General features: G+C 68.3%; 15 protein-coding genes. 13 read left to right on the top strand and 2 right to left on the bottom strand.

Annotated features, from left to right (window positions below):
• The first annotated feature begins 5 nt into the window (after positions 1-5).
• The 4 genes from E5671_RS25820 to E5671_RS25805 all read left to right on the top strand — a co-directional run bounded on the left by E5671_RS25820 (position 6) and on the right by E5671_RS25805 (position 3,233).
• Positions 6-1,595: a right-handed parallel beta-helix repeat-containing protein gene (locus tag E5671_RS25820; protein WP_202122285.1), complete on the top strand. Its 1,590-nt coding sequence runs from the start codon at positions 6-8 to the stop codon at positions 1,593-1,595.
• A gap of 65 nt (positions 1,596-1,660) precedes the next feature.
• The gene (locus E5671_RS25815; protein ID WP_160506309.1) at positions 1,661-2,584 is read left to right on the top strand and encodes a peptidoglycan recognition protein family protein; all 924 of its coding nucleotides are present in this window, start codon (positions 1,661-1,663) and stop codon (positions 2,582-2,584) included.
• Positions 2,585-2,655: 71 nt separating this feature from the next.
• Complete coding sequence (locus E5671_RS25810; RefSeq protein ID WP_160506308.1) at positions 2,656-2,895, top strand: hypothetical protein; 240 nt, start codon at positions 2,656-2,658, stop codon at positions 2,893-2,895.
• Complete coding sequence (locus tag E5671_RS25805; RefSeq protein ID WP_160506307.1) at positions 2,892-3,233, top strand: hypothetical protein; 342 nt, start codon at positions 2,892-2,894, stop codon at positions 3,231-3,233. The genes E5671_RS25810 and E5671_RS25805 overlap by 4 nt, the downstream gene beginning before the upstream one ends.
• 62 nt (positions 3,234-3,295) lie before the next feature.
• Here E5671_RS25805 and E5671_RS25800 read toward each other — a convergent pair whose 3' ends face one another.
• Together E5671_RS25800 and E5671_RS25795 are read right to left on the bottom strand one after the other, a co-directional pair.
• The gene (locus tag E5671_RS25800) at positions 3,296-3,505 is read right to left on the bottom strand and encodes a DUF397 domain-containing protein (RefSeq protein WP_160506306.1); all 210 of its coding nucleotides are present in this window, start codon (positions 3,503-3,505) and stop codon (positions 3,296-3,298) included.
• A 38-nt stretch (positions 3,506-3,543) separates the two neighbouring features.
• Positions 3,544-4,359: a Scr1 family TA system antitoxin-like transcriptional regulator gene (locus E5671_RS25795; protein ID WP_160506305.1), complete on the bottom strand. Its 816-nt coding sequence runs from the start codon at positions 4,357-4,359 to the stop codon at positions 3,544-3,546.
• Positions 4,360-4,606: 247 nt separating this feature from the next.
• On the opposite strand from E5671_RS25795, the gene E5671_RS25790 reads away from it, so the two are divergent.
• From E5671_RS25790 to E5671_RS25750, 9 genes are all read left to right on the top strand, one after another.
• Positions 4,607-4,774 (top strand): hypothetical protein, encoded by a 168-nt coding sequence (locus E5671_RS25790; RefSeq protein ID WP_160506304.1) that lies wholly within the window; start codon positions 4,607-4,609, stop codon positions 4,772-4,774.
• Complete coding sequence (locus E5671_RS25785) at positions 4,771-5,010, top strand: DUF7848 domain-containing protein (RefSeq protein ID WP_160506303.1); 240 nt, start codon at positions 4,771-4,773, stop codon at positions 5,008-5,010. The genes E5671_RS25790 and E5671_RS25785 overlap by 4 nt, the downstream gene beginning before the upstream one ends.
• Positions 5,007-5,510: a hypothetical protein gene (locus E5671_RS25780; RefSeq protein ID WP_160506302.1), complete on the top strand. Its 504-nt coding sequence runs from the start codon at positions 5,007-5,009 to the stop codon at positions 5,508-5,510. The genes E5671_RS25785 and E5671_RS25780 overlap by 4 nt, the downstream gene beginning before the upstream one ends.
• Positions 5,511-5,585: 75 nt before the next feature.
• A complete protein-coding gene (locus E5671_RS25775) occupies positions 5,586-6,545 on the top strand; it encodes a radical SAM protein (RefSeq protein ID WP_160506301.1) in 960 nt (319 codons plus the stop codon).
• Positions 6,542-7,675, top strand: coding sequence for a methyltransferase domain-containing protein (locus E5671_RS25770; RefSeq protein ID WP_160506300.1), 1,134 nt, complete (start codon positions 6,542-6,544; stop codon positions 7,673-7,675). Before E5671_RS25775 ends, E5671_RS25770 begins: the two co-directional genes overlap by 4 nt.
• A gap of 275 nt (positions 7,676-7,950) precedes the next feature.
• Positions 7,951-9,888, top strand: coding sequence for an acetate--CoA ligase (acs, locus tag E5671_RS25765; protein ID WP_160510414.1), 1,938 nt, complete (start codon positions 7,951-7,953; stop codon positions 9,886-9,888).
• A 227-nt stretch (positions 9,889-10,115) separates the two neighbouring features.
• A complete protein-coding gene (nhaA, locus tag E5671_RS25760) occupies positions 10,116-11,525 on the top strand; it encodes a Na+/H+ antiporter NhaA (protein WP_336605846.1) in 1,410 nt (469 codons plus the stop codon).
• Between the two features lie 121 nt (positions 11,526-11,646).
• Entirely contained in the window at positions 11,647-12,153 is a 507-nt protein-coding gene (locus E5671_RS25755) for a phage holin family protein (RefSeq protein ID WP_160506299.1), read from the top strand.
• Positions 12,150-13,097: an alpha/beta fold hydrolase gene (locus E5671_RS25750; RefSeq protein ID WP_160506298.1), complete on the top strand. Its 948-nt coding sequence runs from the start codon at positions 12,150-12,152 to the stop codon at positions 13,095-13,097. The genes E5671_RS25755 and E5671_RS25750 overlap by 4 nt, the downstream gene beginning before the upstream one ends.
• Positions 13,098-13,215 lie beyond the last annotated feature (118 nt).

The following is a 13,215-nucleotide window of genomic DNA, read 5'->3' as shown; positions in this document are numbered from 1 at the left end:
CCGGTATGCAGATGACCGCCGGGCGCCTCCAATACATGCTGGAACGGCTCTCCGAGTCGCTCACCGTCACCGCGTATGGAGCCGTCGGAAACGGCACCGTGGACGATGCCCCGGCGATTCAGGCAGCGTTGAACGCAACCAAGTTGCGCGGTGGTTGGGTGATCGTCCCGCCCGGAACCTATCTGCTCGCCACGCTCCCACTGCGCACCTACGACTACACGAGACTGACCCTGTTGCCTGGTGCGCGCTTCGTGCGTGGCGCCGCCGAAACCATGCTCGTCAACGGCGATGCTGGGCAGAACCTGGGCGGCTACAGCGGCAACGGCAACATCATCATCGAGGGCGGCGTCTGGGATTGCCAGGGGACTACGCCGGGGCTGACGGCCTCGGCCATGTGCATCAGCATCGGGCACGCCCGAGACGTCACCATCCGGGATCTCGAAATCCGCGACGTGTCCGGCTACCACGCCATCGAGCTCAACAGCACGAAGCGCGGCACCATCGAGAACTGTCGATTCCTGGGCTACTACGACCCCGGAGCGCGCGACTTCAGCGAGGCCGTGCAGCTCGACTTGGCCAAGAGCAGCGGCGTGTTCGGTGCTTTTGGTCCTTACGACCACACTCCGTGCGAAGACATCTTGATCTCTGGCTGCTACTTCGGAGCATCCGGCACGAGCAACACGACGGCGTGGCCGCGCGGTATCGGTTCGCACTCCGCGACGATCACCAAGTACCACCGTCGCGTGCGGGTCTCCGACTGCACCTTTGAGGGTGTCACTCAGTACGGCGTCAGTGCCTACAACTGGGAAGACGTCGCCGTGACCGGCTGCAACTTCAGCGGCTGTGGTTCCGGGGTGCGCTTCCGCACGGTCATCCTCACTGACACCGAGGACACGAAGCGGCCTGACGGCACGCAGACCGGCGCCTCACAGGCCATGCGCAACCTCACCGTCACCGGCTGCACCTTCCGCAGCGGAGGCGGCTACGACGAGCCAATCGTCGCCCTGGGCGAGGCGTCCGGGCAGATCCTCAACCTGACCATCGGCGACAACGCCATCGATGGCAGCACCGCGGGGCAGAACGGCATCCGCCTTCAGCAAGTCCAGCGCTTCGCGATCTCCGGGAACGCCATCAGCAGCGTTGACGGTACGGCCGTGTCCATGGAGAACGCCGACAACGGCGCGGTGACCGGCAACCACGTCTACACCCCCGGCGGGCACGGCCTTACCGCCGTGACCTGTACGCACCTCTCGTTGACCGGCAATCAGGTCTTGTATCCGGGCGGGAACGGCGTCCTGGTCCAGGACGGCAACAACATCCACATCAGGGGCAGCTACATCAAGAGCCCCGGACGCTCCGCCAACGCCACGTACTACGGCATCCGCCTGAGTAGTACCGCATCGTCTATCTCCCTCTCCGGGAACAAGGTCCGCCCCAACGGCAGCGGCAACGAAGCGATCAACGGATTCTCCGCAACGAACACGTGCAGCAACGTTGCCCGCTACGGCAACGACTGGCGCGGTAGCGAGTTCACCGGCGGCGCCCTCGACGACAAGTCACCGGCCCCGCAGACCCTCGCGACCGACCTCGCCTGATCTCTTCCCCACCCCGTACGCCCCGCGCCTCGCGTCGGGGCATTTTTCATGTCTGGAGAACCCCTATGGCCCCGCCCTTGTCCGCTACCGCTTTCCGCGCCGCCATCGTCGGCGAAGGCGTCGACGTCGTGGGCGTCGGTGACTGGACGCACCACAACCGCAACCACAGGGGCGCATGGGGGCCCATGCGCGGAGTGATGATCCACCACACCGTGACGTCGGGAACCGCGCACTCCGTCGCCCTGTGCCGCGACGGGCACGCCAGCCTGCCCGGCCCGCTGTGTCACGGCGTCATCGACAAGAGCGGACGCGTGCACCTGGTCGGCTACGGCCGCGCCAACCACGCGGGCAACGGCGACGACGACGTACTCGACGCCGTCACCGCCGAACGCTCCCCCCTGCCCGCCGACAACGAAGCGAACACCGACGGCAACCGCTACTTCTACGGCTTTGAGTGCGTGAACATGGGCGACAACGTCGACCCGTGGCCCGAGGCCCAGGTCGAGGCCATCGCCCGCGCCGCCGCCGGTATCTGCCGCAAGCACGGGTGGGGCGCCGAATCCGTCATCGGTCACCTTGAATGGCAGCCCGGCAAGGTCGACCCCCGCGGCCCGATCGGCAAGAAGGGCGGCCCCGCCCTGACCATGGCCAAGATCCGGGCCCGCGTCGACGAGCTGCTCGACGACGACGAGCCGAGCAAGCCGCCGACGCCGGGCAAGCCCAAGCCTTACACCCCGCCGTCGTTCCCCAAGGGCCTCGCACCGGGCCGAAAGAGCCCGTCGGCTAAGCCGCTACAGCGGGCGCTGAAGGCCGCCGGATACCTCGCCAAGGGCGTTCCCGAGGCCGACGCGTACGGCCCGCAGACCCAAGCTGGCGTGGCCAAGTTCCACAACGCCCACCCGGCCTACCGCGCGAGCGGTACGCGCCACGACCCGGCGATCGGCCCGCGTGGTTGGGCTGCTCTGCACCGCCTCGCCTACGGCAAGTAGGCCGTAATCCGCCCGCCCCGTCGGTCACCGCACCGCGGGGCGGGCCCACCCACCCGAGAGGAACACCCCCCATGACCCCCGAGACCAAGCGCACCGTTCGCACCATCCTGCAAGGCGCCGTGGCGTTCGCCGTCGCGCTCCCCGGCATCGTCGCCGCGTCCGGCGTTCCCGACTCCCTGCCGTGGGTGGCCGGCGGACTCGCCGTCGCGGGCGGCCTCGCCCGCGTGATGGCGCTCCCGAGCGTCGAGGCCATCCTCGACCGGGTCGGCCTCGGCCTGGTCGACGACGTCAAGGAGCCCACCGCGCCGTGACGACCCAGCCCTCACCGTCCGATCCGGCCGCGGTCGCCCTCGAACTGGAGCGCATCCGGCGGACGATCGAGGTCGGTTTCACCCGCACCGACGGCGCCCTCGCCCTGCTCGTGCAACGGCACGACCAGACCGACGAAGCCCTCAAGGGACACGACCGCCGGATCGACGACCACGACGCCCGCCTCGACACCCTCGAACGGGGCGAGACTGAACGCCAAAAGCGCGACATTGCCCGCCTCGACGCCCTCGAACGGGCACGGTGGCCGCTCCCATCCGTGGCCGCCCTGGTCGCGGTTACCGGCCTCACTCTGTCTCTGTGGCAGCTGGCCGCCCGATAGACGCACCACGCCCCCCGTACGGCCGTTCGCGGCTGTACGGGGGGCGCTCTTTGTGTATGCGGTCAGATCTGGTCGGCCTTGATGCCCTCGACGAGGTGATGCACAGCGATGCGGGGGAACAGCAGCGCGGGGCCAGTAGGCCGCTTGCTGTCCCGAATGGCGGTGGTCCGCTCATCAACGTTGCCGCACTCGACGCACTGCGCCCCGCTGTCGGAATACGGAGACTTCTTCCACGTCACACGCAGCGTGGAGGCGTCATCAACATGGCTCATGCGTTCTTCCTTATGTCTGTGATCAGGTCCGCCGAAGCCTAGACCGAGAGTGCGGCGGATGTGAGCCGTTGCCAGGCGTCACGGTGTGCAGCGACCTTGTCGGTTTCCTCGATGTAGAGGGCCGACGTCAGCCCTTCGGTATGGACGACGTCAAGATCGGCATGGGGTCCGAATCCGAGCAGGGTGAAGGTGCCCATCTGCCCAACATGCAACGGCGCATCCGACCGGAGCACTTGGATATTCACGTTTGCTCGACGCCCTACGGAGAGCAGTCGTCCCAACTGTTCGTGCATCAGCCCGTCGACCTCGGACGATGACCGTAGGGCCTGTTCCGCAATAATCGCCCACAGGGTCAAGGGCTCTTCACGTGTGAGTACGGCCTGGCGAGCGAGCCGCACCTCGACCAATGCATCGATGTTCGCCGCGATCGCATCGGACATGGACGTGGCACGGATGATCTCGCGGGCGTACTCGCTGGTCTGGAGCAGGCCGGGAATCACGCCGAGCTGCCACGTTGAGACAGACTCTGCCTCAGCTTCCAAGCTGATCAAGTCCTCGTACACAGGCGTGAGTACACCTCGGTACGAGTGCCACCAACCGCGGCGTGCGCCTTCCTTTGTCAGGGTCAGCAGGGCCGCACGTAGCTCCATATCGTCGACGCCGTACAGGTCGAGAAGTAGCTCGACGTCGGACCGTTGGGCCGCCACGCGCGCCGTCTCGATACGGCTGATCTTCGCCGTGGTGAATCGGTCGCCGCTCTTTTCGACGACGTCCTCGCCGGTCAGGTTCAGGGCCTCGCGAAGTGCTCTCAGCTTTGCACCGAGCCTGCGCCGCCGGACCGTGGGAGCGCTCACCGCCCCTACCCCCTTCCCTCACCGGCCAGTTTGCCGCCTGCGTGATCGTGAGGCTACCGCCCCCGTGCACGCTATGCCGGATCGTCAACGATGCCGTGCAATTTTGCATTTATCGAGTGAGTAGGTTGCACGCGGGGGTAGTTGAGGAGCACTCTGGTTGTGACGTAGTGCACTCATCTCGCGACTGAGTGCATGGGACAGGTGCCGTCATGCACCACGCCGCCACATTTGATTGAAGGCCGCCCCCATGAACTACCAGCCCCACCCCGACGATCACGTGTTGAGCGATCAGGTAGGCACCGGCCAGCCGCTCGAAGACCTGGTCCCCTTGGCCGAACTCGACGCGTTGATTGAGGAGTTAGCGGACAAGATCAATGCGCACCTCGGCATTCAGCGAGGCGAGGGGCCGAAATGACACGCGTCTTATACGTGTACCGCGAGTACCACGTCGCACCGAACCAGGACGCGGACGCCGAACCGGTCACGCACTGCATGGAGTGCGTAGCCTGCGAGCAAGCCAGCTCCACCGCCGAGGATGTCGACGGGCCCCTGAACTGGGTGTTCAACCACCTGAAGAGCTACCCGACGCACCTCGCCTACCGAGAGCACCTCACGCGCCCCTACCGCGCCGAGCCCAGGACGTACCCGTGACGGCCGCCGACTGCGCGCCCTGGCTGGTACAGGTGCCACCGGCGCGCAACGGGTTGTGGTGCGAGTGCACGCTCGCCGAACCAGCAGCGCACAGCGCCCGCGAGTGGCTGCTCGCCGGGTACGCCGCACCCTCGCCACGCCTCGCCGTCCGCTGGCTCACTGCCCAGGCATCGCGCTTAGCAGACCTGATCGATCCGCCCCTCGACACACAGTGGATGCCGCCGCGTGCCCTGCGCGTCGCCGCACTCCGCCCGGCCCTCGACCCGGCAACCGCCCTGCGGGCATGGCCGACTGACGTCGCCGAGCACGACCAGGCGCTCACCGCGATGCGCGACGGCGGCCTCTACGCCTTCACCGTCACAGACGACCGCACGAGCTACGCACTCACGGCGCGGCCCATCCTCACCCACGCGCGCGGCCTCACGCCGCCGCCCCAGACTCCCGCCCCCTACCGCGGTCGACCGGTCGAGGCTCCCCCGCAACGGCCCTTCTTGCGGTAGGGGCGCGGGCCCCACAGCGGCCCGCGCTCACCCCGAGCCGGGCCGCGTCTCTCACCCAACCGAGAGGACGCACGTATGAACGCCCTCGACACCATCCGCTCTGTCGAGTTGGAGATCACCGGCACCTGTGATCTCCAATGCGCGCACTGCTGCACCATGTCCGGCCCCAAGGTGAGTTCGGGCCTCATGACCCGCGATAATTGGGATGAGGTCATCACCGACATTGCCGCACTCAGCATCCCCGCCGTGCAGATGATCGGCGGCGAGCCCACCCTCTCGCCCCACCTGCCCCACTACATCGAACGCGCGACAAAACTCGGCCTGTTCGTCGAGGTCTACAGCAACCTCACCCACATCCGTCCCGCCCTCTGGCGGGCCCTCGACCACCCCCGCGTCGCCCTGGCCACCTCTTACTACTCCGACCAGGCCGAGCAGCACGAGCGGATCACGCAGGGCAAGGGCAGCCACGGCCGCACCCGCGCGAACATCCTCGAAGCCCTCGACCGCAACATCCCCTTGCGCGTCGGAATCGTCGAGGTCAACCCCGGACAGCGCATCGCGGAAGCCGAGGCCGAGCTACGCGCCCTCGGCGTGAAACGCGTCGACGTCGACCGCGCCCGGAAGGTAGGCCGCGCCGCTACAGGCACTATCCCCACCGTCGACGAACTGTGCGGCCACTGCTTCCGCCACCGCGTATCCATCGACCCCGACGGCAACGTGTCCGGGTGCATCCTGAGCCGTTTCCTGGAAGCCGGAAACGTCCGCGAACGACCCCTGCACGAGATCCTGCACGACGCCCTATGGTCTGAAATCACAGCGACCATCCCCACGCCCCGTAGCGCATGCACCCCCGAGGACTCCGCAGGCTGTAACCCCGGCGACACGAACCCCTGCACACCCGTCACGGGCCACACCGCAACCGCAGTCGGCTGCACCCCCGACGACTCCAGCGATTGCGACCCGAGCAACACCCCCGCGTGCAACCCCGCCTACACCACCCCCGCCGCCCCACTCTCCCTGGAGGCCATCGCGTGAACTGGCGACCACACGCGCAAGCCCTCGCCGAGGACGTCACCCACCGCACCTCACGATGGCGCGACCACGTGGCAGGCACCCCGCGCCACCTGTTCGTGCCCCGCTGGTGGGAGCGCACTGACGACGGATGGGCCCTCCACGCCCCGTACGACGAGGGCCAGTGGTACGCCGCCGCCTACCGCGACAGATCCCTCGTAACCCGCGTCGGCCCGCACCATGCCGACCGCGCCAAGGCCGACGACCACCCCGCCGGCCGTCCCACGTCCTCCGCCACCCTGCCGAGCCTTGTCGTCAGCATGCTGCGGTACGCCTACCTCGACGACGGCGACCAATTGCTGTACGTCGGCACCGGCACCGGGTACGGCACAGCCCTCGCCGCCCGCCGTCTGCACTCCGAGCAGGTGACGAGCGTGGACGTCGACCCCTATCTCGTCGAGAGCGCACGGGAACGGCTCGACACCATCGCCCTCGGCCCGCGCATCGAGACTGCGGACGCTACCGGCGCACTCCCCGTCGCCGCCGAGAGCGCCGACCGTCTCGTTTCCATGGTCTCTGTGCGCACCATCCCGCCAAGCTGGCTCACCGCGCTGTGCCGGGGTGGGCGACTCGTGACCACCATCGCGGGTACCTCGCTGCTCATCACCGCGGACAAGGACAGCGACGGCGGCGCCACCGGGCGCGTGCTGTGGGACCGCGCCGGATTCATGCCCGTACGCCACGGTGACGACTACCCGCCCAGCCTCGCCCCACTGCTCGCCGCCGCACAGCACCAGGACGGCGACAACATCACGACCAGCCCCTATCCGGTCGTCAACGTCGAGCAGGCATGGGACCTCGATTCCATGCTCAGCGTCACCGCCCCCGGCATCGTGCACGAGTACCGCGAGCACGACGGGCAACGAACCGCGATCATGGCCCACGCCGACGGCTCGTGGGCCCGTGCGACCGCCGAGGGCACCGACCGACCGACCGTCCACCAGGGCGGCCCCCGCCGCCTGTGGGACGTCCTCGACGGCATCCGTCACGACTGGCTCGCCAGTGGGGAACTCCCCGTGCGCGGGGCCCGCGTCTTCATCAGTCCCGACGGCCGTACCGTCCTCGCCCGCGGTAAGTGGCACGCCCAGCTCTGACCGTTGAAGAACAGCCCGCCTCTGGGGGATCGCTCCGCCCAGGGGCGCGCTGCTGTACTCGCTCGTGTGTAGGTCGGGCACGGCAACACGCACCACGCTCGTAATTACCCCCCTGTACCCCGCGCCGCCCCAAGTGCCAGGATCGGAAGGGGTTGACCTGCACTCACAACCGCAGAAGAATCCAAGCGGTTGTCAGATTGGTCTAAACCACGAGCCGGAATTGTCTGCATGTTGTTGGGAGCCCACCAGTGAACGAGCGTCCGTCCATCGCCAACATGCTTAAAGAAGAGCGAAGGTTCGCGCCGCCGGCCGACCTGGCGGCCAACGCCAACGTCACCGCGGAGGCGTACGAACAGGCCAAGGCTGACCGGCTCGGCTTCTGGGCCGAGCAGGCCCGCCGGCTGACCTGGGCCACCGAACCGACCGAGACGCTCGACTGGTCGAACCCGCCCTTCGCGAAATGGTTCGCCGACGGGAAGCTCAACGTCGCGTACAACTGCGTCGACCGTCATGTCGAGGCGGGCCACGGCGACCGCGTGGCGATCCACTTCGAGGGTGAGCCCGGTGACAGCCGGGCCATCACCTACGCCGAACTCAAGGACGAGGTCAGCCGGGCCGCCAACGCACTGACCGAACTGGGCGTCCAGCAGGGCGACCGCGTCGCCGTCTACCTGCCGATGATCCCCGAGGCCGTCGTGTCGATGCTGGCCTGTGCCCGCATCGGCGCCGCGCACTCCGTCGTCTTCGGCGGTTTCTCCGCCGACGCCATCGCCACGCGCGTGAAGGACGCCGACGCCAAGGTCGTCATCACCTCCGACGGCGGCTACCGCAGGGGCAAGCCCGCCGCCCTGAAGCCCGCGGTCGACGACGCCGTGTCGCGCGAGGGAAGCTCCGTCGAGCACGTACTCGTCGTGCGCCGCACCGGCCAGGACGTGGCGTGGACCGAGAGCCGCGACGTGTGGTGGCACGAGCTCACCGAGCGCCAGTCCGCCGAGCACACGCCACAGGCCTTCGACGCCGAGAACCCGCTCTTCATCCTCTACACGTCGGGTACGACGGGTAAGCCGAAGGGCATCCTCCACACCTCCGGCGGCTATCTCACCCAGGCCGCGTACACCCACCACGCCGTCTTCGACCTCAAGCCGGAGACCGACGTCTACTGGTGCACGGCCGACATCGGCTGGGTCACCGGGCACTCGTACATCACGTACGGCCCGCTGGCGAACGGCGCGACGCAGGTCATGTACGAGGGCACGCCCGACACCCCGCACCAGGGGCGCTTCTGGGAGATCGTCCAGAAGTACGGCGTGACCATCCTCTACACGGCGCCGACGGCGATTCGTACGTTCATGAAGTGGGGCGACGACATCCCCGCGAAGTTCGACCTCAGCAGCCTGCGGGTCCTCGGGTCGGTCGGTGAGCCGATCAACCCCGAGGCCTGGATGTGGTACCGGAAGAACATCGGCGCCGACAAGTGCCCCATCGTGGACACCTGGTGGCAGACCGAGACCGGCGCCATGATGATCTCGCCGCTGCCGGGCGTGACCGAGACCAAGCCGGGCAGCGCCCAGCGCGCACTGCCGGGCATCGCCGCGACCGTCGTCGACGACGAGGCGCGCGAAGTGCCGGACGGCGGTGGCGGCTACCTCGTCCTGACCGAGCCGTGGCCCTCGATGCTGCGGACCATCTGGGGCGACGACCAGCGTTTCCTCGACACGTACTGGTCGCGCTTCGAAGGCAAGTACTTCGCCGGAGACGGCGCCAAGAAGGACGACGACGGCGACATCTGGCTGCTCGGCCGCGTGGACGACGTGATGCTCGTGTCCGGGCACAACATCTCCACCACCGAGGTCGAGTCGGCGCTCGTTTCGCACCCGTCGGTCGCCGAGGCGGCGGTCGTGGGCGCGGCGGACGAGACCACCGGTCAGGCCATCGTCGCGTTCGTGATCCTGCGGGGCACGGCGAACGCCGACGACGAGGGGCTCGTGGCGGACCTGCGGGGCCACGTGGGCACGGCCCTCGGCCCGATCGCCAAGCCGAAGCGCATCCTTCCGGTGGCCGAGCTGCCGAAGACGCGGTCCGGGAAGATCATGCGCCGCCTGCTGCGTGACGTCGCCGAGAACCGCGAGCTGGGCGACGTCACCACGCTCACGGACTCCTCCGTGATGGACCTGATCCAGACCAAGCTGCCGGCCGCGCCGAGCGAGGACTAGGACCAGGACTAGTCAGGCCTGCGCCTGAGAGGGGCACCCGGCACCGCGCCAGGTGCCCCTCTTGCGCATAAAGTGACGATCGCCGGATAGGTCCGGTTGCACGTTAGGTACGCTAAGGATCGCGTCAACATCGCGACAAGAACAAACACGACACGAAGTACCTAGGTGCGCCGGGAAGTCTGGTCGGCAAGTGATTTGTCCTGCCTACCGACCGGAGGTCGACCCCCGTGGCCGCGCCCGCACCCAGCAACGCACCCCGCAACAACCGCAAGGTTCTCGGACGGCTCTCGCTGCCCGAGCGGAACTTCGTCGCGAACGCGCTGCGTGCCGAGACCGTCGGCGGTGTCCTCCTCCTCGTCGCCGCCGTCACCGCGCTGATCTGGGCGAACACCGCCGGCGGCTCGTACGAGTCCGTGAGCGGTTTCCACATCGGGCCCGCCTCCCTCGGCCTCGACCTCTCCATCCAGCACTGGGCGGCCGACGGACTGCTCGCCGTCTTCTTCTTCGTCGCCGGCATCGAACTCAAGCGTGAACTCGTCGCGGGCGATCTGCGCGACCCGAAGGCCGCCGCGCTGCCCGTCGTCGCCGCGCTCTGCGGCATGGCCGCACCCGCTCTCGTATACGTCCTGGTCAACACCGTCGGCAGCGGCTCCATGGACGGCTGGGCGGTGCCGACCGCCACGGACATCGCCTTCGCGCTCGCCGTCCTCGCGGTCATCGGCACCTCGCTGCCGTCCGCGCTGCGTGCCTTCCTGCTCACCCTCGCCGTCGTCGACGACCTCTTCGCGATCCTGATCATCGCGGTGTTCTTCACCAGCGACCTCAACTTCGCGGCCCTGGGCGGCGCGGTCATCGGCCTCGCGGTCTTCTGGCTGCTGCTCCGCAAGGGCGTACGCGGCTGGTACGTCTACGTTCCGCTGGCCCTTGTCATCTGGGGGCTGATGTACAACAGCGGCATCCACGCCACGATCGCCGGTGTCGCGATGGGCCTGATGCTGCGCTGCAGCCGCCGCGAGGGCGAGGAGCACTCGCCGGGCGAGCACATCGAGCACCTGGTGCGGCCCCTCTCCGCAGGTCTCGCGGTGCCGCTGTTCGCGCTGTTCAGCGCCGGTGTCGCGGTGTCGGGCGGCGCGCTCGGGGACGTATTCAGCCAGCCGGAGACGCTCGGTGTGGTGCTCGGTCTCGTGGTCGGCAAGGCGGTCGGCATCTTCGGCGGCACCTGGCTCGCGGCGCGCTTCACCAAGGCCGAGCTCAACGACGAACTCGCCTGGCCGGACGTTTTCGCGGTCGCATCGCTCGCCGGCATCGGCTTCACCGTCTCCCTCCTGATCGGCGAACTCGCCTTCAGCGAGGACCCGCTGCTCACCGATGAGATCAAGGCGGCCGTCCTGATGGGCTCTCTCATCGCGGCCGTCCTTTCCGGGATCCTGCTCAAGATGCGCAACGCCCGCTACCGCGCGCTGTACGACGCCGAGGAGCGCGACGACGACCTCGACGGCATCCCGGACGTGTACGAACAGGACAAGCCGGAGTACCACCTGCGGATGGCCGCGATCTACGAAAAGAAGGCGGCCGAGCATCGCAGGCTTGCCGAAGTGTCGGCCGGGGCACGCGCCGATGACGAGGGTCCGGCATGATCTGAGCAGACTTGACTGCGCGGCATGGGCTGGGCGGTCGTATCTGACCAGACGTACGTGAGCACGCTTACGCAGACTTCGTGAGCACGCTTACGCAGACTTACGGAGAAGGGGAGAAGCGATGAGCACACCCGACGGGCCCGTCGGCACCGAACGCAGCCTCGGCCAGCTGGTCTCCACGGCGACCAGCGAGATGTCCGCGCTTGTGCACGACGAGATCGCGCTGGCCAAGGCCCAGCTGCGGCAGGACGTCAAGCGGGGTGCGGTCGGCGGCGCCGCGTTCGCAGCAGCCGGGACGGTGCTGATCTTCTCGCTGCCGATGCTGAGCTTCGCCCTGGCGTACGGCATCCGCACCTGGAGCGGCTGGAACATGGCGATCTGCTTCGTGCTCTCCTTCGCGGCGAATGTGCTGGTCGCCGGGGTGCTCGCACTGATCGGCGTCGTCTTCGCGAAGAAGGCCAAGAAGGGCAAGGGCCCGCAGAAGGCCGCCGCTTCGGCCAAGGAGACGGCTGCCGTACTGCAGAACGTCAAGCCGCACCCGCGTTCGGTGGGCCCCGCACCCGCCGTGGGTGCCACCCTCGACCGTGGCAGTGAGAAGGCTGCGGCTGTGGCACGCTCGTCTTCATGACGGACCCTGCCACGCCCGCCCCCCATCCGGCCCAACCGACGTCACTCGTACGCATCGAAGGACCGTGGACCCACCGGGACGTCGCCGCCAACGGCGCCCGCTTCCACATCGCCGAGATGGGCGACGGGCCGCTCGTGCTGCTCCTGCACGGCTTCCCGCAGTTCTGGTGGACCTGGCGGCATCAGATGGTGGCACTCGCCGACGCGGGCTTCCGTGCGGTCGCGATGGACCTGCGGGGCATGGGCGGCAGCGACCGTACGCCGCGTGGTTACGACCCGGCGAACCTCGCGCTCGACATCACGGGCGTCGTCCGGTCGCTCGGTGAGCCGGACGCCGCGCTCGTCGGGCACGACCTCGGCGGATACCTCGCGTGGACGGCGGCCGTGATGCGGCCCAAGCTGGTGCGCCGCCTCGCCGTCTCCTCGATGCCGCACCCGCGGCGCTGGCGCTCGGCGATGCTGTCGGACCGCAAGCAGACCTCCGCGGCCTCGTACGTGTGGGGCTTCCAGCGGCCGTGGGTGCCGGAGCGTCAACTCGTCGCGGACGACGCCGCTCTGGTGGGGCGTCTGGTGCGGGACTGGTCGGGGCCGCGGCTCCCGGACGACGAGTCGGTGGAGACGTACCGCCGTGCCATGACGATTCCGTCGACGGCGCACTGCTCGATCGAGCCGTACCGCTGGATGGTGCGGTCGATGGCCCGCCCCGACGGCATCCAGTTCAACCGGCGCATGAAGCGGCCCGTACGGGTTCCCACGCTGCATCTGCACGGATCGCTCGACCCCGTGATGCGCACACGCAGCGCGGCCGGATCGGGCGAGTACGTCGAAGCGCCTTACCGTTGGCGGCTGTTCGACGGTCTGGGGCACTTCCCGCAGGAGGAGGACCCTGTCGCTTTCTCGACCGAGCTGGTGAACTGGCTGAAGGATCCCGAGCCGGACCGGTAGGTTCGCCGAGCCCCGATTCGGTGCCGTGCGAACACCTGTCCTTCGAACGGCCAATTGCCTCCCGCATAGGCCAATTGGGGCCCGTGGGCGCGATTACCGACCTTGGGGCACGGGCACA

It is taken from the genome of Streptomyces sp. BA2, from assembly GCF_009769735.1.
Taxonomy (GTDB): domain Bacteria; phylum Actinomycetota; class Actinomycetes; order Streptomycetales; family Streptomycetaceae; genus Streptomyces.
This window is presented reverse-complemented; position numbering and strand designations above follow the sequence as displayed.